The sequence below is a fragment of the Thiorhodococcus minor genome, assembly GCF_010820565.1.
Classification (GTDB): domain Bacteria; phylum Pseudomonadota; class Gammaproteobacteria; order Chromatiales; family Chromatiaceae; genus Thiorhodococcus; species Thiorhodococcus minor.
Genome location: NZ_JAAIJQ010000090.1, coordinates 1 through 20,987 on the forward strand (window position 1 = coordinate 1; position 20,987 = coordinate 20,987).

Annotated in this window: 18 protein-coding genes and 1 tRNA gene; 17 read left to right on the plus strand and 2 right to left on the minus strand. The window is 64.8% G+C overall.

The window, feature by feature from the left end:
* Nucleotides 1–292: 292 nt before the first annotated feature.
* Nucleotides 293–368, plus strand: a tRNA-Ala gene (locus G3446_RS21520).
* Nucleotides 369–907: 539 nt separating this feature from the next.
* On the opposite strand, the gene G3446_RS21525 is transcribed toward G3446_RS21520, so the two are convergent.
* Both G3446_RS21525 and G3446_RS28330 read right to left on the minus strand, forming a co-directional pair.
* Nucleotides 908–2,608, minus strand: coding sequence for a response regulator (locus G3446_RS21525; RefSeq protein WP_245232676.1), 1,701 nt, complete (start codon nt 2,606–2,608; stop codon nt 908–910).
* A gap of 184 nt (nt 2,609–2,792) precedes the next feature.
* A complete protein-coding gene (locus tag G3446_RS28330) occupies nt 2,793–2,930 on the minus strand; it encodes a phytochrome family protein (protein WP_245232677.1) in 138 nt (45 codons plus the stop codon).
* A 760-nt stretch (nt 2,931–3,690) separates the two neighbouring features.
* Between G3446_RS28330 and G3446_RS21530 the strand changes: the two genes are divergently transcribed.
* The 16 genes from G3446_RS21530 to G3446_RS21605 all read left to right on the plus strand — a co-directional run.
* Entirely contained in the window at nt 3,691–7,077 is a 3,387-nt protein-coding gene (locus G3446_RS21530; protein WP_245232678.1) for an EAL domain-containing protein, read from the plus strand.
* Between the two features lie 924 nt (nt 7,078–8,001).
* Nucleotides 8,002–8,253, plus strand: a complete 252-nt coding sequence (locus tag G3446_RS21535; protein ID WP_164455151.1) for a hypothetical protein — start codon at nt 8,002–8,004, stop codon at nt 8,251–8,253.
* A gap of 50 nt (nt 8,254–8,303) precedes the next feature.
* The gene (locus G3446_RS21540) at nt 8,304–8,567 is read left to right on the plus strand and encodes a hypothetical protein (RefSeq protein ID WP_164455153.1); all 264 of its coding nucleotides are present in this window, start codon (nt 8,304–8,306) and stop codon (nt 8,565–8,567) included.
* A gap of 502 nt (nt 8,568–9,069) precedes the next feature.
* Complete coding sequence (cas6, locus tag G3446_RS21545; protein ID WP_164455155.1) at nt 9,070–10,131, plus strand: CRISPR system precrRNA processing endoribonuclease RAMP protein Cas6; 1,062 nt, start codon at nt 9,070–9,072, stop codon at nt 10,129–10,131.
* A 27-nt stretch (nt 10,132–10,158) separates the two neighbouring features.
* Nucleotides 10,159–10,317, plus strand: a complete 159-nt coding sequence (locus G3446_RS21550) for a hypothetical protein (RefSeq protein ID WP_164455157.1) — start codon at nt 10,159–10,161, stop codon at nt 10,315–10,317.
* A 157-nt stretch (nt 10,318–10,474) separates the two neighbouring features.
* A complete protein-coding gene (locus G3446_RS21555; RefSeq protein ID WP_164455159.1) occupies nt 10,475–11,572 on the plus strand; it encodes a hypothetical protein in 1,098 nt (365 codons plus the stop codon).
* Nucleotides 11,565–14,585, plus strand: a complete 3,021-nt coding sequence (gene cas10, locus G3446_RS21560) for a type III-B CRISPR-associated protein Cas10/Cmr2 (protein WP_164455161.1) — start codon at nt 11,565–11,567, stop codon at nt 14,583–14,585. The genes G3446_RS21555 and cas10 overlap by 8 nt, the downstream gene beginning before the upstream one ends.
* Nucleotides 14,582–15,766 (plus strand): type III-B CRISPR module-associated Cmr3 family protein, encoded by a 1,185-nt coding sequence (locus G3446_RS21565; RefSeq protein WP_164455163.1) that lies wholly within the window; start codon nt 14,582–14,584, stop codon nt 15,764–15,766. The genes cas10 and G3446_RS21565 overlap by 4 nt, the downstream gene beginning before the upstream one ends.
* A 50-nt stretch (nt 15,767–15,816) precedes the next feature.
* Nucleotides 15,817–16,059 carry a hypothetical protein gene (locus G3446_RS21570; RefSeq protein WP_164455165.1) on the plus strand — a complete coding sequence of 81 codons (243 nt, stop codon included), beginning with the start codon at nt 15,817–15,819 and terminating at the stop codon, nt 16,057–16,059.
* A 3-nt stretch (nt 16,060–16,062) separates the two neighbouring features.
* On the plus strand, nt 16,063–16,476 hold the full coding sequence (locus tag G3446_RS21575; RefSeq protein WP_164455168.1) for a type II toxin-antitoxin system VapC family toxin: 414 nt from the start codon (nt 16,063–16,065) through the stop codon (nt 16,474–16,476).
* A 10-nt stretch (nt 16,477–16,486) separates the two neighbouring features.
* The gene (gene cmr4 / locus G3446_RS21580; protein ID WP_164455170.1) at nt 16,487–17,443 is read left to right on the plus strand and encodes a type III-B CRISPR module RAMP protein Cmr4; all 957 of its coding nucleotides are present in this window, start codon (nt 16,487–16,489) and stop codon (nt 17,441–17,443) included.
* Nucleotides 17,440–17,826, plus strand: coding sequence for a type III-B CRISPR module-associated protein Cmr5 (gene cmr5 / locus G3446_RS21585; protein WP_164455172.1), 387 nt, complete (start codon nt 17,440–17,442; stop codon nt 17,824–17,826). The genes cmr4 and cmr5 overlap by 4 nt, the downstream gene beginning before the upstream one ends.
* Nucleotides 17,827–17,841: 15 nt before the next feature.
* Nucleotides 17,842–19,218: a type III-B CRISPR module RAMP protein Cmr6 gene (gene cmr6 / locus G3446_RS21590; protein WP_164455174.1), complete on the plus strand. Its 1,377-nt coding sequence runs from the start codon at nt 17,842–17,844 to the stop codon at nt 19,216–19,218.
* Between the two features lie 415 nt (nt 19,219–19,633).
* The gene (locus tag G3446_RS21595; protein ID WP_164455175.1) at nt 19,634–20,119 is read left to right on the plus strand and encodes a TM1812 family CRISPR-associated protein; all 486 of its coding nucleotides are present in this window, start codon (nt 19,634–19,636) and stop codon (nt 20,117–20,119) included.
* 116 nt (nt 20,120–20,235) lie between these two features.
* Nucleotides 20,236–20,448 carry a hypothetical protein gene (locus G3446_RS21600; RefSeq protein WP_164455177.1) on the plus strand — a complete coding sequence of 71 codons (213 nt, stop codon included), beginning with the start codon at nt 20,236–20,238 and terminating at the stop codon, nt 20,446–20,448.
* 208 nt (nt 20,449–20,656) lie between these two features.
* Nucleotides 20,657–20,987: TM1812 family CRISPR-associated protein (locus tag G3446_RS21605; RefSeq protein ID WP_164455179.1), on the plus strand; the 331-nt coding region annotated here is incomplete at its 3' end.

A 20,987-nucleotide genomic window follows, 5' to 3' on the forward strand; every position in this document is an offset into this window, starting at 1 on the left:
GCCGCGATCACGCGACCGTCGCGGCGGGGCGCCGCTCCCACCCAGCAAGCGCTTGGACCAAGCGATGATCGAGGCCCAAGCCGGGTCACGGACATCAATCCGACAACAACCGGGAGACTCTCCCCAAGCTGCCCCGGCACGCCTGAAATGGCATGTTCACAAGCCCCGCCGCCGCGCAGCGCTCGACGGGGCTTGTGTGGCGGTGCGTACTGGGTGCAGAATTGCGGGAGTTGAGGCTTCCCGGCCTCAACTCGACGTCTGAAGGAGTCGTACCAGACTCACTGCTCGTATCGGGGCTGTAGCTCAGCTGGGAGAGCGCCGCGTTCGCAATGCGGAGGTCAGGGGTTCGATCCCCCTCAGCTCCACCAATTAGACTAAGGCGATTTCCGGGAAACAGATTCCCCGTAGCCTATCGTCCAGGCGCCTGAGCGACCCGAGTGGGCACGCCCCACAAAGGTCTTCCCCATGCGCGCCGGCGTGCCAGGGGCTTTGCCCATCCTACTGGCGCGCTGTCTGGGTAGGATCATTTCAGGAAATCACCTTAGGCGATCAGCGGAATGAGCGCGTCCAAGGACGCTCAGGGCTGCCCCGCGAGCCATCGCCCGCGCTCGGATCCCTCTCCGGCCCTCCTGTGACGATCCTCCGCAATCCTGGCCCGTCTTGTCCGCTCGGTCCCAATCGAGACGCCGGGCTTGCGTCGGTCGAAGTCCGCAGTCAAATGGAACGCGGGCGCTCACCTTGACGGTTGGCGACATCGACCGTAAGCGCATGGGCCTGCGCGTGGGGCCATTGACGCCCGATCATGCCAGGCGCGAAGACGACGTCTGTAGTTGGGATGTGGCGGTTCGCGGCTCTCTTTCGGACGTCCTTCCTGAGACGGCCTGGCTCGACTGGGCCCGGGCACACGTCAAGTCTGGGCGAGCAATTTGAGGATGGTCCTGAAGAGCAAAGCTGGCTCCACAGGCTTGGTGATGAAGTCGTTCATGCCGGCCTCCATGCAGCGCGCGCGGTCCTCGGCAAAGGCGTTGGCGGTCATGGCCAGAATCGGCGTATGACTGTACCCCGGCAGTCGGCGGATCGCCCGCGTCGCGGTGAGGCCGTCCATCTTGGGCATCTGCATATCCATCAGGATGAAGTGGTAGCCTTGAGTCTTTGCAAGACGGACTGCCTCTTCGCCATCCTTGGCCGTCTCTAGCACAAGCCCAGTATCCTTGAGTAGGATGCAGGAAAGCTCTAGGTTGATCGGCTCGTCCTCCACCACGAGCACCCTTCTGCCGGCGTGATCCCGCTTCCGGATCCGCTCGGCGTCGAGGGTATCGGCCGCTGCTTCCCTCTGCAGAGTCTCGTCCCGCTTCAGTCGGGCGGTAAACCAGAAGGTGCTGCCAACCCCCGGGGTGCTGGCCACCCCCGCATCGCCTCCCATCAATTGTGCAAGCCGCTTCGTCAGGGCCAATCCAAGGCCGGTGCCTCCGTAGCGGCGGGTCGTCGAGGGGTCGCCCTGCTCGAAGGCTTTGAACAAGCGAGGTAGATAATCGGGGGCAATGCCGATCCCGGTGTCCTGGACTTCGAAGCGCAGCATGATGCGGTCAACGAGATCCGCCTCGACGCGCGCCCTAATCGTGACCGAGCCGGTTTCCGTGAACTTGATCGCATTGGTCGCGAAGTTCAGCAGCGCCTGCTGGATGCGCACGGAATCGCCGATGAGATTGTCCGGGAGGGGCGGGAGCCGAACACGGAGCTCGAGGCCCTTGGCCTGCGCCCGGTCCGACAGGATAGAGACGAGCGTGCTCATGATGACGCTGACGCTGACGCTGACCTCGGACTCCTGCAGGGTCAGCTTGCCGGACTCGATCTTGGACAGGTCGAGGATGGCATTGATGATATCCAGCAGACGACGCCCGGCGGCCTCGATCTTGTCGAGTCGCTCACCCTGCTGCGCGCTCACGCCGTCCCGACGGAGCAGATGGCTCATCCCCAGGATGGCGTTCATGGGGGTGCGGATCTCATGGCTCATATTGGCGAGAAAGACCGACTTGGCCTGGGAAGCGGCCTCGGCCTGATGGCGTAGCTCGATATCGATCAACGCCCCAAGCTCGGTCGCGGAGGCCAGCTCTTCCTGTGTCCAGCGCCAACTGCGCAACCGCACTGTCTGCCGCCAGGCGGCGAATGACTGGCGTGGAAAGATGCGGCCATCGGGACCGATGCTGACCGCCTTGTCCGGATTGCCGCCCCAAATCAGGTGGCGCACCTGCTCGGCCCGAAACCAAAGCAGTGCGAGGTCCTGCGTGGACGCCAGGCGCAGAAAGATCAGCCCCGCGGCGGTCTCCCCTAGGTCGGCCGTCTCGGGGAGGTGGTCGCTCAGACAGTCGGTGGCGAATAGCAAGGAGCGACCGTGATCGCGGCACCCACGCAGGCCGGAAACCAAGTCGATGATCCGTGCCGCGTCGGGCGTCGCCCCGCCCGTATGGGCTTGGTTGCCACGAATCAGGGCCACACCCGCGGCCCCGACCGCACCGAGCAGGTCGGACTGATCGTCTCCCGCGAGCAAGGCCGGGAGCCGCACGCCCTGACGCATCGCGCCGATCACCCGTTCGCGGCAGGCTTTCAAGCAACGCGCGGCCATCCAGCGCCGAGCGCCACGCGAACGAAAAGGGGGCCATGGGCTGCTCGCGGTAAGCGGCCAACCCATCTCGAGCCGCTGTCAGCAGCTCCACGCCGAGCACGCTGTCCAGCTCGCGCTCCAGCAGATCCTCCAGCGCGATTCCAAGCAGTTCGCCGCAGTTGGAGGTCGCCTAGACGATGCGCCAATCCGTCTCATGCAGGACGAGCAAAAGACCATCCGGATGAATCGCGCCCGCGAGATGAATCGGCTCTGTAGCGCACTGGTCGACGTCGGGATGAATGGTCGCCATCGCTGGGGGTCCGGCCATGATTGCCTCGGTGACTGTGGCAGTCGATGGGAGCTTGGCAGAAGATCCTAAACTGCCGCCCGGAGTCAAGGCCAAACTTCAAAGCAGGCGGGCAGCAAGGAGAGCGGCCGGCGCGATCCCGCGACGAGGATCTCCGTAAGAGGCCTGAGCTGCTGAGCCGCCTACGACAGTTCTCTCGTCGAGTGCTTGGCTTCCTGCCTGCCGGAGGCGTGGTCTGGGTGATCGCCGGCATGAGAGGCGCCAGCTCAGGCCGGCGCTGCCGAGATACCCTCGCCAGCCTCAAGAAGACCTGCCTCAAAGTCGGGATCTCCTTCCGGGATTATCTCAACGACCGTATTGAGCGGACTGGCGCTCTCCGACCGTTGCCGCAAAGCATCCGTAGGCGGGCGGCGGCCTCCGCCATGCCGTGAGCTATTGAGAAATCGCAGATCTTGAATCTCGATCATGCTCAAGAAAGTGCGATCAGTGCCGACACCAGCATTTGGCGCGCCAATGCCGGGGGCTTGGCGGCCATGCGTTCCCGCGTCACCTCGGATCCCGCTGAAGCGGCGCTACAGACCCAAGAGCCGGAGCGTCCGCCTGACTCAAGACTGTGACGGAGGGCTCTGTTTCGGATGTCTGCAGCCAATCCGCCTAGGGATGCTGAGGACTCCGGCGCGAGCCCACCCTCGGCGTTCGCTAAGATCGGGTGGTTTATGGCGACAGCGAAAGCAATCATTGCCGCCAGCCATCGTTGGTCAGATTGATGGAGAGCAGATGCATGGACATCCGTCCACGCGAAACATCCATGATTCCGGATGCCTGGGAGCCCAGGCAGTTGCTCAGCGCCGTCCTGGAGACGATTGAAGCGCTCATCATCGGGATCGATGCCAGCGGGGAGGTGCGCTATGCGAATCCGGCCGCGCAGCGGGTTCTGCAGCACGCCCAAGCGCCGCTGCTCGGTCAGCCCTGGACGGCTCTTTGCGCCGTCCTCGGACTCGACATCGAGCAGCTGACGGAGACCGAGCCCCATCGCGACTTCCCCACGCTGGCATCCACCTGGCGCAGTCGTCTCCGACTGTCTTCCGGGGCAGAGCACGTCATCGCCTGGCGCGCGCGCCGCATGGCTGACGCCGAGGGCAAGGCAACCGTCACATTGCTGGTGGGGACAGTCCTCACGCCCGAGGCGAAGCCTTCTGTCATTGAGGAGGTCGGCCGCCTTGATGATGGCGGAGCGGGCCCGAATGCATCATCAGGGCGCTGTCTGCCCCCCTATCCACAGACTGACGGGGGGCTCTTGGCATACATCAGCGCCGACAAGCAAGGCTATCTGCAGGCGCTGCTCGACAACTTCCCATTCCAGGTCTGGCTCAAGGACAGGGAGAGTCGGTTTCTCGCGGTTAATCGGGTCTTCGCCCAGAGCCTTGGCGCGGCCGACGCGCAGGCGCTGATTGGCAAGTGCGATGACGACGTCTTTCCGCTCGAGATGGCCGAGCGCCACCGGGAGATCGACCGCGCCGCCATGAGTGCAGGCACACAGATCCGCGTCGAGGAGGAGCGGCTCCTGCAGGGTCGGCGTCGGTGGCTCGAGATCTTCAAGTCCCCGGCGTTCGACACCCAAGGGCACGTCGTCGGCAGCGTCGGCTTTGCGCGCGACATCAGTACGCACAAGCAGACCGAGGAGGCCCTGCTCCGCAAGCACGAGCAACTGCGCCTCGTCCTCGATCACGCCCCGATCTGCATCTGGCTCACGCAGCCCGATGGTCGGCTCGAGCTCGCAAATCGTGCCTTTTGCGACGCGATAGGCGTCTCCGAGGAGACGCTTCGGGCTGCCCCGCATTACCGTGAGCTGCTGCCGGCGGAGCTTTCCGTGCAATGCGAGCGCGCCGACGCCAAGGCGCTGGCCACCAAGGAAGCCTGCATCAGCCAGGAGCACTTCCCTTTTGCGGATGGCCGGGTGCACGACATGACGGTGATCAAGTATCTCCACCGCGATGCGCGCGGCACGCCCGAGAGCTTGCTCAGCATCGCGCTGGACATCACCGAGGAGCAGCTCAACGCACATGCGCTGCGCGAGAGTGAGGCGCGCGCCAACAGCATTCTGCGAGCGGCGCCGGTCGGGATCGCAATGCTGAAGGACCGAGTCTTGCTCGACGTCAACGAGACCCTGCTGCAGATGACGGGCTACAGGCGCGCTGAGCTGATCGGGCAGACGACCCGCCTGCTCTACCCTTCCGATGACGCCTATCAGCGCCTGGGACAGGAGATCTATCACCGGCTCGGAACGGACCGGATCGGCAGCGTCGAAACGCAGCTGCAGCGCAAGGACGGGCGAGTGCTCGACATGATAATTTCCTGGGCGCCCATGGACGCCGCCGATCCCAGCAAGGGCATCACCTTTTCGCTGCAGGACATCACCAGCCAGAAAGAGACCGAGCGCGCCTTGCGCGAGAGCGAGGCCAAGTTCCACACCATGGTCGATTGGACGATCGATTGGGAATACTGGCTCCTGCCGGATGGATCGCTCTGCTACATGACGCCCTCGGCCGAAGCGCTGACCGGTTATCAGGTGGCGGACTTCGTGCAAAGCCCCGCGCTGATCGAGGCCATCGTGCACCCGGAGGATCGCTCTGAGTGGGACCACCACCTCCAGCGCCTGCAGTGCACCGCCGACCGGCGGCACCCGGATCAGCTGGATTTTCGCCTCGTGCAGAAATCTGGTCAGATCATCTGGGTGACCCACCGCTGTCGCGCCGTCATCGACGCAGAAGGTCTGTACCAGGGCCGGCGCGTCACCGTGCGGGATGTCACGGCGCAAAAGGCCGCCGAGGAGCAGGTTCGGCGACTGGCGTATTTCGATCCCCTGACCGAGCTGCCCAACCGCCGACTGCTGCTCGATCGCCTCCGCCATGCCTTGAGCGCCAGCACCCGCAGCCAGGAGTACGGCGCGCTCCTGATGCTCGACCTCGATCAGTTCAAGGCGCTCAACGATACCCAAGGGCACGCGGTGGGCGACCAATTGCTCATCGAAGTCGCGCAGCGCCTGCAGCATGCGGTGCGCGGGGAGGATACTGTCTCGCGCCTGGGGGGCGACGAGTACATCGTGCTGCTTGAGGGCCTAGGGCGGAGCAAGACGACCGCCGCGACTCACGCCGAGGGCGTGGCCGAGCAGCTGTGGCAGGCGCTCATCGCGCCCTATCCCATCCTAGAAGGAGGCGGCATGCACCATGCCACCGCCAGCATCGGCGTCACGCTCTTTCAGGGACAGACCGCGTCGATCGACGTCTTGCTCAAACAGGCGGACCTGGCGCTCTATCAGGCCAAGGATGCCGGACGCAACGCCGTGCGCTTTTTCGATCCCGCGATGCAGGCCAGCGTGGACGCGCGCATGGCGCTGGAAAAAGCGCTCCGGCAGGCCCTAGAAGAGGGCGAGATGTGTCTCTTCTATCAGCCGCAGCATGATCGCGCTGGGCGGTGCATCGGGGCCGAAGCCCTGCTGCGGTGGCGACGCCCTGGCCAGGGTCTGGTCTCGCCCATGGCGTTCATCCCGCTGGCCGAAGAGACGGGACTGATTCTGCCCATCGGCCGCTGGGTCCTTGCCACGGCTTGTGCCCAGATCAAGACCTGGGCCGCGGATCCGGCCACGCGCGACCTGCAACTGGCCATCAACGTCAGTGCCCGCCAATTCCATCAGCCGGATTTCCTCGGTCAGGTGCGCGAGAGCCTGGAGCACTCAGGCGCCGATCCCACCCGGCTGAAGCTCGAGCTCACCGAGAGCATCGTGCTGGAGAACGTCGAGGCTGTCATTGAGCGCATGCAGGCGCTCAAGGCGCTGGGCGTCAGCTTCTCGCTCGATGATTTCGGGACCGGCTATTCTTCACTGTCCTATCTCAAGCGCTTGCTGTTGGATCAGCTCAAGATCGACAAGTCCTTCGTTCAGGACCTTACGACCGACCCGAACGATGCCGCCATCGTGGAGGCGATCCTAGCGATGAGCCGCTCTCTGGGACTGCAGGTCGTCGCAGAAGGGGTTGAGACGTCCGAGCAGCATGCCTTCCTCCTCGCGCACGGCTGTGATGCTTTTCAGGGCTACCTCTTCGGGCGCCCCTTACCCATTGAAGACTTCATCCTAGATCCGGCGGCTGGACGGCCTCCCAGGTGCGTCTAGCCTGGTATCTGGCAGGGCGCAACGAGGCGTCGCAGTGGCTCTACGACGGAATCTTTCTCAAGAGAGAATCCGTTGCAACGCAGCCAGGCGCCGCGCGCGCTCGCCGCGATCAGCCTTCCCCAAGGGGCGACTCGATTCTGTAACGCCCTATCTCCTCGTCCGTCTGGTCAGTCGGGTGCGTTGAAGTCCGAGAGCACCCCCGCAATCGACCGGCCGCCTTCTCACCAAGGCCCAGCCAGAGCAGCACGGCACCAGGAACGGGCGCAGGGCCTGACGGAGGCGGATGGCGAGCTGCCACGCGGGCACCGAGCCGAGCGCGCCTGCAGACACCCACGCCCGACGGCGCCGCCCCGGTGGTCATGTTGCGATCAGATGTCGGCGCGACGAAGGCTGACGCCGACTTGGCGCCGTCGCGCACAGCTTATCCACAACCCTGACCACAGCTCGCGTGGATAAGCGCTTGGGCGCTTTCCGAGAGTCTTCTTAGCAAAGGCGATTCGATCACGCGCCATCGGGCAGGCATTGCGTGGGAGCGCCGCCCCGGCGCGACGGATCAGCTCCGACCGCCTCAGTCGCGGGGGGGCGCCGCCCCCACGGATCGAGCGGCTGGCCCGATCCGACATGGCTCGGCCGAGCCATCAAGCCAGCCCATCGACCGCTTCTCTGGGATGAGCCCTCCTGGAAATCGCTTGAAGGGGCTCACCACTCAATTTTTCCAACACTTCTCTCTAGTCTGTTCGCCCCTCGCAAACACGAAGATGCTTCGGCGACCACCGATCCGCCGTGGCAGGCCCCCAAACGCCGCATCCCAACTGGCCTCGCGGCATGTTTTCAGAAGTTGGCACAGCCTCTGCTTTAACCCTGACAAGCGCAACAAGAGCGCGACGGATCAACAACACGCAACGCCCGCTTGGAGAAACCATCATGCTGACCATCACCGACCTCGCCCTTCGCAACGACCTCGACGCAGCCGCTATGACCAGTGTTCGCGGCGGCTTCAGCTTCAGCGACTTCGATTCGCTCTTCGGCATCGTCAATGCCCCGGAGATCGACCTCGGCACGCACCTGCTGTCGCAGAACCAGGCCTTGGCCGTCGACCAGTCCAACAACATCGGCGGACTCAACCTGGTGATCTCGGATCAGACCCAGGGCGGCATCGCCGGTCAGGTCGCCTAAGCCAACCCAAGTTCCTTTGATACACACTGAAACTCGATAGGAGAGCAGCCATGTTGACCATCACCGACCTGTCCGCTGACCGTACCCTCGACAAGGCCGCCATGAGCGGTGTGAGCGGCGGTGCCGCCTTCGCTGGAGATGCCTTCAGCGCCTTTGCCGGCTACTTCAACAGCCCGACGCTGGATCTGGGCACGCACGCCCTCGCCCAGGAGCAGGCCGTCGCGGTCGATCAGAGCAACGCCATCGGCGGCTTCAACGTCGTCGGCTCCAACCAGGTGCAGAACGGCATCAGCGGGCAGGTCTCGCTCTTCTAAGCCGAGCCGTCGACTGCCAGAGCACGAGGGTCCGCAGATCCTCGTGCTGCACCCTGCCGAGCCCAGTCGGTTCGGCGAGGTCTCCTTCAACGATAGCCCCATCCCCACTGACAGCGCCCCGCGCTTCCGCCCGCAGGTCTCAGACAACGACCTATTGACGAACGGTGCACCACGTCACTGCATGTGTCAGCCACATGACCCAGGATGACGACCCGATAGTGCTCGGGGATCCGCAGCTCGCACTCAGATCACCAGGTCCTCCCCGGGCGCATGCGACTGGCGATAACCGCGTCTGACACCATGCCCCCTGGTCATATCAAGAGCTTAATGAGACGATCGATCTCAGGCGCAGCTGCGGGATGCGGGCGGCGCGGCTCTGGCCCCGAGTCACCAAGCATCTCGCAAGCTTGCGGCCTCAGCGGCTGCACAACCGATCAGTCATGATTCGCCGCACAAGGGACAGAGCCAAGCCAAGGACGGCCACAGGGAGGACAAGAACGCAATGACAACCGCCGCCGCCATCAGCCGCAGCCAAGCCCAGGCTTTGGCCGCGGCCGACGCAACGCCCCCGCTTCCCTTCCCCCAGATCGCCCGGTTTCGTTTCCACTTCGAGGCCCAGGAGCCCATCCGCCTGCCCGACTACCCGGGCTCCGCCTGGCGCGGTCTGCTCGGGCACGGCCTGCGGCGGACCGCTTGCGTCACGCGGCAGCGGACCTGCGACGGCTGCCTGCTCGCCCAGCAGTGCGTCTATTCGACGCTCTTCGAAACACCGGCACCGCCCCACCATGCGCAGTCCGGCTACACGGCCATGCCGCATCCCTTCGTGCTCGACATCGACCCGACCGCACCGCGCCGGCTTGCACCGGGCGACGCCTTCGCGCTGGGGATCCACTTGATCGGCGCCGCGATCAGCCAGGCGCCCTACCTCATCCATGCCCTAGGCGTCGCCGGCCAACGGGGCTTCGGGCGCGAGGGCGGCCGTTTCGCCCTGACCGGAGTCTCGCGCGAGCGCACCCTCGGCGCGGATCACTGGGATCAGGTCTACACCGTCGAAGGCGGCGTCTATCGCGCCCATGAGATGGCGCCGCTGTCCCCACCACCTGCGCCATCGGCGGTCCGGCTGAGGCTGATCACGCCGCTGCGCATCAAGCGCGACGGGCACTTCCTCGGCGCCCGCGACCTCGCCTCGGGCGACCTCATCCGCGCGCTCTACCGACGGCTGCGCACGCTCGCAAGCTTGCAGGGAGGCGACCCGACTACGTTCGACCTGCACACTCTGCCGGCCGACCCGAAGGATCTCGGCTGGCAGCCGCGCTGGCTGCGCTGGCACGAGTGGACCCGCTACTCCTCACGCCAGGACACCCTGATGCAGCTCGGGGGACTCATCGGCGAGATCGACCTCGGAGGCCCCGCACTCACCGCTTTATGGCCCGCGCTCTGGCTCGGGCAATGGACGCATGTGGGCAAAGGGACGGCGTTTGGATTGGGGGGGTATCGGCTCATGGCCGACCCGGTCGGCGACATCGCATCAGACGCGCCGCGAGCTTGCGAGCCCCAAAGGTAGTGGACTTCGAGAGGAGAATGCCAACGTATGGAGAACCGCATGACTCATAAGCAAAGGCTCGCCGCATCCTGCCGCGTGGCGCTGAGCGCGCTGCTGCACGATCCGGGCGAGCTCGCCGAGCCTGATGATCTAGCAAGCGACTGCAAGACGCTCGAAACACAGTTGGACAACGGCCTTGATCATTGAATCGCCCCCGCGGTCGAACAAAGAGCCGTGGGAGTGGCGCCTCGCCGCGACGGGGGCGCGATCTCGGCTAGGCGCCGCTCCCACTCGATCACCCGAGACGGGCATCAGCGGCAATCGGTGATCAGACATCTGGCTCAATAGGATCGGGAGCGATTTGATGAAGAAGCTCGAGTACGAGGTCAGCTTTGCAACGCCGGCCTTCTTAGGGAACGCTCATCAGGCAGCGCAGTGGCGCACCCCGCCTTTCAAGGCGCTCATTCGGCACTGGTGGCGGATCGTGAAGGCGCCGGAGGTGGGCTTCGATGTCAGCGATTTGAGGAAGGCCGAGGGGAGGCTGTTCGGTATTGCCGCTGATGACGGCGACTCCCGACGTTCACTCCTGCGATTGCGGCTTTCCAACTGGAGCCCTGGTGGCGTCTCCTCATGGACTAGCGATAAAAAGCTCCCGCACCCCGAGGTCACGACCAAAGCGGGTAAGGTCATGGCGATTGGGTCGCAGCTGTATCTCGGCTATGGACCCCTGACTTTCGCCAAGGGAGGGACCGCCTTGAGTGATCAACCGGCTCGAACGGCAATAGCGGTGGATGCCACCCAGACCCTGACCATTGCCGTCCCCAACGAGTTCGCTAGCGAGGTCATCGAGGCCATTCAGCTCTGCGCTTGGTTTGGCGCCCTCGGGTCCAGAGCGAAGAACGGCTGGGGCTCGTTCCAGCTGACAGCGAAGGGCGAGACGCCCCCGATACCTGAGCTCGGTCCGACACGGTTGAAAGGGCTCAAACGACCGCTCGATGAGTGTCTGACGCTGTCCTGGCCGCATGCGATCGGCGCCGATGAAGGCCAGCCACTGGTTTGGCAGACGCCGGCAATGCCGACATGGCCGGCACTGATGCGCGAGCTAGCCGCAATCAAGATTGCATTTCGCACCGAGCCAGGCCTTATGTCGTTAGATGGTGTGCCGAATGGGTCCTTTGCGGCGCGGCATCTACTCGCCTATCCGGTGACCCATCACAAGGTGAGCGGGAACGAATGGGGTAACCAGGGGCGCCTCGCGAATCAGATTCGATTCAAGGCGGCCAAGGGAGACGGGGGCTGGATCGGGACGATTGTTCACACGCCATGCCGTCTACCGGAAAAGATGGTGTCTGACTTACCACAGCCGATCCAGCGTGAGCTAGGCAAGGTCTCCTTGACCGCATGGCGCCAAGTGCACGCCATCCTGGACTCGAAAGCACAAAGGATGCAGGCCCATGACTGATTGGAAACAAAAACTCGCCGCCTGGGTCCACGACCCCGCGGAGAAATCCCTAATCCTGATGCGCACGCGCGAGGGGCACGAGCAGGGCACCTCCCGAATCCTGCGCGAGCGCCTGGGCATCGACGCCGCCACGCTCGACAAACGCGCGGACTGGCTCGCCTCGGCGGCTGACCGCCCCAACTGGCCGCGTCCGGAGCACGCCCGCTATCCGGCCTGGGAGCGCGTCTCCTTCACCGCTGAGCCGAGCCTGATCCATCCACTCTCCGGAGACCGCATCGACCTGCGACCGCTGGCTACGGATATCGCGCCGGACGAGGCCAAAACGCTAAGCACGGACCATTTCTCGCGGCTGATTTTCGAGGGCGACGCCTACCGTACCTTCCTCGCCTTCTGGCGCTTCGGCCCGGAGGGCCGGCTCGTCAAAGATCTCGGTCCGCTTTGGCAGCTGATGCCGGCCGATAGTCGTGTACCGGATCATTCGATCTGGGCTCACCTCGACAGTGTTTCGGCACTGGCGTCTGCCTTGAGCGGCGGCGAGCGGCCCGCCTTACTGGCGATGAGCTTCGGCCCCGTCCAGGGGTTTATAGCCCAGGCCCGCTCGACGTCCGACCTCTGGGCCGGCTCCCATCTCCTATCGACCATCGTCTGGGAGGCCATCCGCTCGATCGCCGAGGCCGTCGGCCCCGATGCGGTGCTCTTTCCCTCTCTGCGCGGTGTCCCGGCTGTCGATGCCTGGCTGGCCAGCGATGCCGTGCTGGGCGAGCGAGGACGCGAGCTGCTGCAAGAGATCCGCTCGGACGTGTGCACCGATGCCTCTGACACCAATCCGCTCTTCGCCGCCGCCCTGCCCAACAAGCTGATGGCCATCGTTCCCGAGTCCCGGGTCCGGGCGCTCGCTGAGCAGGCAGCGGCCAATGCACGCCTGAGGGCTCGCGCCATTGCCGAGCGGGCGGCACGAGCCGTGCTCGAGCAGAGCGGCGCTATCGAACCAGAAGCGTCCCTACCACAGGCCGTCGAGGCGCAGATCGCGGCCCAAATGGCCGAGTTTCCGGAGGTCCAGTGGTCGGCAGCGATTTGGCCGATTACGGACGACGTGCGCGACCTGGGCTCCGCGGCCGGCCAGCTGCAGCAGGCGCTCGGCGCCATCCACCCAGGCCTGCGCAAACAGGGCATCTTCCAGGACGACATCTGGCGCGTGCTCTCGCGCGAGCTGGAGCTGGACGGCTTCGAATTCTGGCGGCCCAATGCCGGCGTCCTCTACCCCGCCGTCTTCGAGCTGGCCGAGCGATCCCTCGCCGCAGCCAAGACCGCGCGCCCATTCCAACAGCTCACCCAGGTCGGGCACCGCTGTACCCAATGTGGTGAGCGCGAATGGCTGACGGATGACCGCGCACAGCTCGAGCTCAACCGCACCGACCGCAACGCCGTCAGTCTGTGGGGTAAGCTCGCTGGCAAACGCCGCTCTTGGGCCAAGGACGGGGAGCATCTCTGTGCCGTCTGCACGGCGAAGCGGCTGTGGCCGACCTTGTTCGCCACCGAAGTCGCGGCGGGCTTGGTAGGAAAAGACGTCGACAAGGTCAGCCGTTTCGTGGTCAGCACCCATGCCTTAGCGGTCTCGACTGCGATCGAAGGCGCAATCGAAAGGGCTCAGACCCGCCCGGAGGCCACCGTTGCGCTCGGGAACCTCAACAGCGCCATTGCCTCGCTTGGCCCGAGACTCGAATCGGCCACCTTGCCCAAGCGCATCATGCCGCAGCTGCACCAGCATCCGGGGCTGCTCGCGGTCGCAAAGCGTCTTCCGGACTTGTTCGAGCAGCTACGCGAGGAGCCAGACCCTGGTGAGCCGCTAGCCGGTACGGATATCCGGCAAGGCGACATTGAGCGCTGGGTCAAGGACCTTTTCGGCGCTCGCCCCGAGACTTACTACGCGCTCATTCAGATGGACGGCGACCGCATGGGCGCCTGGCTCGCCGGCAACGAGGACGCCTACAAGCTCCCCTACCGCGACACCTGGCATCCGCGTATTCAAGCAAAGGTCGGTGAATTCGCCCGCCGCGACGACGCTCTGGCGGCCTATGCCCGAACCAAGCGGCCGCCGTCGCCGGCCCGACATGCCGCCATCTCGCGCGCCCTCAACGACTTCTCCATCCATCTGGCCCGCCACGTCGTCGAGGACTGCGTCAAGGGCAAGCTCATCTATGCCGGCGGCGACGACGTCCTGGCGCTGGTCGCGGTCGATGACCTCTTCGACGCCATGCAGTTGCTGCGGCTTGCTTACAGCGGTCTCGAAGTCCCCGAGAGCCTAGGTCTGTCCGAGCGGATCGGCCGACTCGGCCCAGAGGGGCAGCGGAGGGGTAGCAACCGGCTGTGGCTCAAGCAAGGCTTCGGCATGCTCGACGGGCGGCTCATGACCCTGATGGGACACAAGGCGACCGCCTCCATGGGGGCCGTGGTCGCGCATCACACCGCTCCCCTGGGTATGGTACTGCGCGAGCTGCGCACCGCCGAGGGCCACGCCAAGCAGGCCGGACGCGACCGTTTTTGCCTGCGCATCCTCAAGCGCGGCGGCGGCGAGGTGAGCGTTACCAGCCCCTGGTGGGCCGTAACCGAAAAAGGCCGACCGATCATGGAGCGCCCGCGCAGCGACTCCGACCAGACGCCATGCGACTTCACCGCCCTGGGCCTCATGAGTCGACTGCGCAGCGAGCTGGCTCAAACCGACTTCTCACGCGCAGCCATCTATCGCGCGCAGCAGTGGCTCGAGGGAGTGACGGATGCCAGAAGCAATGCAGACGGGCCTCGCTGGCGCGAGCAAGTCGCCGGCGCCTTGGCCTATCAATTCCGCCGCCAAGGGGGAACCGGGCAATTCGCGCCGGAACTGGTCGACTTCGTTTGCGACGTCATCTGCCCTGAGCACCCGCGAGCCACTTTGGAGAACCTCCTCGTCGGCGCGGAGTTTTTCGCCCGCGAGTCACGCAGCGCCCGTCCGGTCCGTCAGGGAGAGCCGTCATGACCGCCTATTACTTCGTCAATCCCACCGAGAGCCTATTCGTGCGCGGTAACCTGGCCTTCGGCGATTCCGGGGAGCATGGCGTCGGGCTCATGCCGCCTCCACCGTCGCTCTTCGCCGGGGCCTTCCGCTCCGCCATGCTGGGGCGCTCGCTAGAGGCCATGAGCCGATTCGCGCGCGAGGGGTCAACCGGAGATACGGCTCTGGATACCGCGCTCGGCACCTTCGACAGCCGCGACGGCGAGCAAGAGACCGCCGGAGCCTTTCGCCTCACCTGGGTCAGTCTGGCTTGCCAGCACGGCATAGCACAGGGCGCCAGTGTCGAGGCCGTGATGCCGCTCCCAGCTGACCTGGTTCGACTGGAGTCCACCCTCGCGCCGCTCACTCCGGGCGAGCAGAACGAACTGCTATCCTCCGGTCAGTTCCTTCCACGGGTCGCGATTCTGCGGGCCTCCAAGCAGGAAAAGCCATTGGCCGGCCACTATCTGCGCCAGCCGGGCTTCACAAAGTACCTTACGGCCGAGACGCCCGAAGGCTCGGACTGCGTCGAGGCGAAGGACCTCTACGCGCGCGATCCGCGCCTCGGTATCGGCTTGAGCACGCAGACCGGGACCGCCGAGTCAGGGCTCATCTACACCACCGAAGGTTTCGCCTTCAATCCGCCCGACTCCCCCTTCGCCACAACCGGCTTTCTCGTCGGCATGGAGGGCGTCGACGCGCTGCTGCCGGAGAGCGGATTTCTGCGGTTGGGCGGCGACGGGCGAAGCGCATCCTATCAGCGCGTCCAGTGGCAGCCGCCCAAGATTCCCTCGAGCAGCATCACGAAGGACAGGCGCTTTCGCCTCATCCTGCAAACGCCAGGGCTTTTCGAGCACGGCTGGCTGCCCGCCGGCGTCGTGAAAGACGACACAGGCTACAAGCTGCGCGGCCGAGACTTCAGCGCCAGACTCGTCTGCGGCGCCGTTCCACGCCGTGAGGTGGTTTCCGGCTGGAACCTGCTGGGGTGGCGGCCGAAGGATGCCCAACGCGCGGCGCCGGCCGGCAGCGTCTACTGGCTCGAGGACTTCAGCGGCGACGCCGACAAGCTTGTCGAATGGGTGCGGGCGGGACTCTGGGGCGAGAATGCCGACCTGTCCCGCCGTGCCGAAGGCTACAACTTGGCCAGCCTCGGCCTTTGGCCCTGATTACTGGAACCTTGCCACTGAGGCTTCTCGCAACCGCAGGAGGAACCGATATGCCCGAAGCGCGTTTTAACGCCGTCCTCGGCGGCAGTCACCATCTTGATCTCACGCTCGATTTGCCGACGGATTTTCCGACGGGTGAGGTGGAGATCATCGTGCGCTCGGCGCAACCGATCGAACCGCCCGATGCGGGCCTTGAAGCGCTTTTCGCAGCAATCGACCGCATGCCGCGCCGACGGCTCACCAAGGAAGAAATCGACACCTACATCGCCGAGGAACGTGCGAGCTGGGACTGAGCCATGAAGAGGATCTACTGGGATAGCTGTGTCCTCATCTATCGGCTCCAAGCCGTTCCGCCCTGGAAGGAGAAGATCGCTCGCCTGCTGGCCGCGCAGCCAGCCTATCGCCTCGTCCTGACCGAGCTGACGCGCCTGGAGTGCCGCGTCAAGCCCCTGCGAGAAGGTGACGTCGATACGCTGCGTGCCTTCGACCACTTCTTTACGAGCGACCGGATCGAGTACGCGCCGCTCAAGCGGACGCTGTTCGACCGCGCCGCCGAGCTACGCGCCTATCACGGTCTCAAGACCATCGACGCGCTCCATTTGGCGGCCGCGCTAGACGCCGGCTGCAATGCATTCTGGACCAATGATCGACGCCTCGAACGGGCCGCCTCCGAGCGGATCCAGATCGTCGCGATCGATGCCCTCTCATAAGGAGATCTCTGTGTTCGAAGCTACCCGTCTCGTCTTCTACTACGCCGTCAGCCCGGTCCATATGGGCGCCGGCTCGGCCATCGGCGCCATCGACAATCCCATCCAGCGCGAGGTCCATACCCAGCACCCGATCTTCGCCGGCTCCGGCATCAAGGGCGCGCTACGGCACCACTTCAATCGGCGCTGGTCCGGCGAGCGCGGGAAGAATGGCCAGAGTCTCGTCTCGCGCATCTTCGGCCCGCCGACCAATGCGTCCGATCATGCCGGGGCCTTTTCCGTATCGGACGCGCAGCTGGCCGTGCTGCCGGTGCGCTCGCTCAAAGGCGCCTTCGTCTACGCCACCTGCCCCTTGGCGCTGGGCCGCCTGAAGCGGTTCGCCGAGCTGGCGGGCGTGCCCGTGGATTGGAGCGTTGAAAACGTCCAGGCTCAGCAGGCGCTGACCGCCTCCGATTCGGCGGTCAGCAGCGGCTCCGTGATCTTGGAGTCCTTCGAATTCAGCCGGGCAGAAGGCGATTGTGTAAAGATCGCCGCCTGGCTTGCCGACAATGCCTTGCCGGCGGCCCCCTCGCACAAGTTCTTCGCCGACAAGCTTCGCACCGACCTGATCGTATTGTCTGACACGGACTTCGCCCACTTCGCCCGTCACGGAATGGCGGTCGAGCCGCATGTCCGGATCAACGACGAGTCGGGCACCGCGGACGACGGCGGACTCTTCTACACCGAGAACCTACCGCCCGAGTCGATTCTGGTGGGCCTTGCTCAGGCGAGCCTTGAGCGCTTCAAGAAGACCGGCGAAGAAACGGGGCCAGCGCGGCTGGATGCCGATGCCATCCTGTCGCACATCTTCGAGGGTGCCGGGTCCGACAGACCGGGAATCGCCAACAAGGCGCTCCAAATCGGCGGCGATGCAACCACCGGACGTGGTCTCGTGATTGTGCGGCCGGTAGGGGAGGACACGGGAGCATGACCATGAATCAGACGCTCGATCAGCAGCGTGCTGCCTTCGCTTGGGAGGTTGCCAGCGCTGGCATGAGCCGACATCAGGACGATTACAAACGGCTCGCCAAGGGTAGCCCGGCCTTGATCATGACCAGTGGACTCATGCCGACTCTGGCCTTCTATGCGAGCAAGAAGGGTGCGGCCGACGCGCTGCTGGACGACCTCATCCGCTGGCTGTCTGAGCGGATCTGGCGACAGTCCCTGCACCAGGGGCAGGGCAGCCGCGTCTTCGGCGAGCTCATGAAACAGCTCCAGTCCGCGGATACCGCGACCTACCTTCACGCCACTGACGAAGCACTGGAAATCCTCAAATGGATCCGCCAGTTCGTCGACGCCGTAAGCCACCCTTAGCGCGGAGGAGCAAAGATGACTCAAGTCGCCGTCCCTCAGCGTGTTGCGGACATCGCCGAAGAGTTCCGAGACGCCGCGCCGGGCCATCGCTTCAATCTCTACTTCCCAATCTGGACCCAGAGCTGGAGCGCCGACCCTAAAGGTAAGACCTCGGCCCTGGAGCGCACGACCCGGATTCCGAGCAACGTGCGCGATCTCGTGAAGCGGCTGCGCGAGCGTCAGCGCGCCCTGGCCACCCCGGAGGCTCACCTCAGCGTTCCTGCCAAGTCCGAGTCGCCCTTCGCGACCGGACTCGGCAACGAGCATCCGGTAGAGAACGGATTCGCCTTCCTCACGCCCTATGGCCTGCCCTACCTCGCTGGCTCTGGCGTCAAGGGTGTTCTGCGTCGTGCGGCGGAGGAGCTGGCCCTGTACCCGGAGGACTATCGTTCCGGCGACGCAGCGGTCGCCCAAGACTTCACCCTGCTGGACGTTTGGTGGCTATTCGGCTTCGAGGGTGCCTCGGGCGCCTGGTGGCCGCTGACAACCAAGGAGGAAAAGCAGCTCACCCCAGAGCAGAAGGAGGGGCACGCACGCTGGGAGGCGCGATTCAAGACGCACTGCCAGGGACTCACAGATCGACCCGATCTGTCCGACTTCATCAAGCGGGCGCTGCCCAATCCCAAGGAAGCGGCGCGCTACCTCGACGAGTCGACCAAGTTCTTGGCGAATCTCGACAGCCTGCGATCGAGCATCCATACCCTGGGAGCCCTGAACGTCTGGGACGTTTTCCCGGACCCCAAGGGCGGCCGGCTCGCGGTCGAGATCATGACCCCGCACTATACCGACTACTACCAAGGCAAGGGCACCCCGCACGACGCCGGCCAGCCGAATCCCATTCCCTTCCTCGTCGTCCCGGCTGGCTCTGATTTCGAGTTTCATGTGATCTGTCAGGTCGAGCGGTTGCCGCAGCCGATCCGCGATCGCTGGGAGCAGCTCGTCAGCGCCGTTTTCGAGCATGCCTTCGAGTGGCTCGGCTTCGGCGCCAAGACGGCCGTCGGCTATGGGCAGATGGTGGAGGATGTCGCGGCGCGGGAGGAGCGTTTGGCCGAACAACAGCGCGTCCGCGAGGAAGCCGAGCGCGAGCGACGGCTCGCTCAACTTTCACCGATGGAGCGAAGCATCGCGGAGGCTCTCGCCGAGAAGGTTGACCGTGGGTTGAGCGAAGGGGTCTATCTCGTGCAGCTGCTCGAAGCCGGACGATGGCAGGGCGACGAGGGCAGAGCCGTTGCTGCTATCGTTCGGGACAGACTCAAGGACGAGAAGAAATGGAAGGAGGCTACCAAGAAGCCCGATAAGGACAAGGACTACAAGCGGACCCAAACGATCCTCAAGATTCTGAGTGGAAAATGAAGACCTCTGATGACCATCCGCCGCACCCAGCGGCCCATCGGCATTCTCGCCCCGCCGAGTGCCGAAGAGGTCGCCTGGCGCAAGGGCATGGCTCAGACCCGGACCCGCGTTCCCAAGGGCGTGTTCCGTTCCTGTAGATAAGATGACGCCAATGCCGATTGGGAAAGGTGGCAGGCTGAGCTGGTTGCGGCGACTGCTCGGCGTTGACGCGTCGCCGGCGCTGTCGGCAATCCCGGCGGATCAGTCCACCGAATACACGCGACCACGGGCGACGTGCTCAAAACCGTTCGGCTGCTCAACCGCGAAGGTGCTCGCTATGTGCTGGTCGGTGACTCCGTGCGCATGACCGAGGACTCGATATCGCCGTCGCGCCCGATCCCGAGAACGTCTCGGGTCAACAACAAGGAGCTTCCAGATGGCCCGATGCTTCATCTCATTTCTTGGCGTCAACGACTACGTTCGCTGCAACTACCTGCTCAATGAAGCCCGCGTCGACGGCGTGCGCTTCGTTCAGTCTGCACTACTGAAGCTGGTCGCGGCCGATTTCACCGCGGAGGACAGCGTTCTGATCGGCTGCACCGCCAAGGCGCGCGCCACCAATCTCGAGTCGCTGATTGACGAGCTCGCCGATGCTGGCTGGGCCGGCCCGAAGCCCGCTGTAGTCGATCTGCCCGAGGCGACCAGCGAGCGGGAGCTATGGGAGATCTTTCAGATCCTGATGGATCGGGTGCGAATAGGCGATGAGCCGATCTCGCCGAAGAGATCTATGGCTTCATCGGCTGGCCCGCGAGTAATAAGAAGCGCGAGCGCAAAGCGCAGATCGACGCCTTGCGAGCGCGATCCGGCGAATGAACGCCGAGAATCTGCACTTGAGCGCGCTCTCCACGCGGCGCCTTTGTAGGAGCGGCGCCTCGCCGCGACTGGCGCCAACCTCAGAGCCCGGGCTCGTCGCGCCTTGGCGGCGCTCCCACGGGCGCTAAGCTTCGCCGCATCGAACAACTCTGGAGACTGAGTCCCATGACCATCCACCGCACCGTCGGCCGCCGCACCCAGCGGCCTATCGGCAAGCTCGCCCCACCGAGCACCGAAGAAGTCGCCTGGCGCAAGGCCATGGCCCAGACCCGCACCCGCGTCCCTAAAGGCGTGTTCCGTTACCGTACGCACGAGGAAGCCAATGCCGATTGGGAAAGGTGGCAAGCTGAGCTGGTTGCGGCGACTGCTCGGCGTTGACGCGTCGCCGGCGCTGTCGGCAATCCCGGCGGATCAGTCCACCGAATACACGCAACCACGGGCGACGTGCTCGAAACCGTTCGGCTGCTCAACCGCGAGGGTGCTCGCTATGTGCAGGTCGGTGACTCCGTGCGCATGACCGAGGACTCGATATCGCCGTCGCGCCCGATCCCGAGAACGTCTCGGGTCAACAACAAGGAGCTTCCACATGGCCCGATGCTTCATCTCATTTCTTGGCGTCAACGACTACGTTCGCTGCAACTACCTGCTCAATGAAGCCCGCGTCGACGGCGTGCGTTTCGTTCAGTCCGCACTACTGAAGCTGGTCGCGGCCGATTTCACCGCGGAGGACAGCGTTCTGATCGGCTGCACCGCCAAGGCGCGCGCCACCAATCTCGAGTCGCTGATTGACGAGCTCGCCGACGCTGGCTGGGCCGGCCCGAAGCCCGCTGTAGTCGATCTGCCCGAGGCGACCAGCGAGCGGGAGCTATGGGAGATCTTTCAGATCCTGATGGATCGGGTGCGAATAGGCGATGAGC

Bases quoted from the DNA above. Each gene is read 5' to 3' on its own strand.
- cas10 (WP_164455161.1), top strand. From the start codon at position 11,565: ATGACTGATTGGAAACAAAAACTCGCCGCCTGGGTCCACGACCCCGCG.
- G3446_RS21575 (WP_164455168.1), top strand. From the start codon at position 16,063: ATGAAGAGGATCTACTGGGATAGCTGTGTCCTCATCTATCGGCTCCAA.
- G3446_RS21530 (WP_245232678.1), top strand. From the start codon at position 3,691: ATGGACATCCGTCCACGCGAAACATCCATGATTCCGGATGCCTGGGAG.
- G3446_RS21550 (WP_164455157.1), top strand. From the start codon at position 10,159: ATGGAGAACCGCATGACTCATAAGCAAAGGCTCGCCGCATCCTGCCGC.
- G3446_RS21540 (WP_164455153.1), top strand. From the start codon at position 8,304: ATGTTGACCATCACCGACCTGTCCGCTGACCGTACCCTCGACAAGGCC.
- G3446_RS21555 (WP_164455159.1), top strand. From the start codon at position 10,475: ATGAAGAAGCTCGAGTACGAGGTCAGCTTTGCAACGCCGGCCTTCTTA.
- cmr5 (WP_164455172.1), top strand. From the start codon at position 17,440: ATGACCATGAATCAGACGCTCGATCAGCAGCGTGCTGCCTTCGCTTGG.
- cmr6 (WP_164455174.1), top strand. From the start codon at position 17,842: ATGACTCAAGTCGCCGTCCCTCAGCGTGTTGCGGACATCGCCGAAGAG.
- G3446_RS28330 (WP_245232677.1), bottom strand. From the start codon at position 2,930: ATGGCCGGACCCCCAGCGATGGCGACCATTCATCCCGACGTCGACCAG.
- G3446_RS21600 (WP_164455177.1), top strand. From the start codon at position 20,236: ATGACCATCCACCGCACCGTCGGCCGCCGCACCCAGCGGCCTATCGGC.
- G3446_RS21535 (WP_164455151.1), top strand. From the start codon at position 8,002: ATGCTGACCATCACCGACCTCGCCCTTCGCAACGACCTCGACGCAGCC.
- G3446_RS21565 (WP_164455163.1), top strand. From the start codon at position 14,582: ATGACCGCCTATTACTTCGTCAATCCCACCGAGAGCCTATTCGTGCGC.
- G3446_RS21595 (WP_164455175.1), top strand. From the start codon at position 19,634: ATGGCCCGATGCTTCATCTCATTTCTTGGCGTCAACGACTACGTTCGC.
- cas6 (WP_164455155.1), top strand. From the start codon at position 9,070: ATGACAACCGCCGCCGCCATCAGCCGCAGCCAAGCCCAGGCTTTGGCC.
- G3446_RS21570 (WP_164455165.1), top strand. From the start codon at position 15,817: ATGCCCGAAGCGCGTTTTAACGCCGTCCTCGGCGGCAGTCACCATCTT.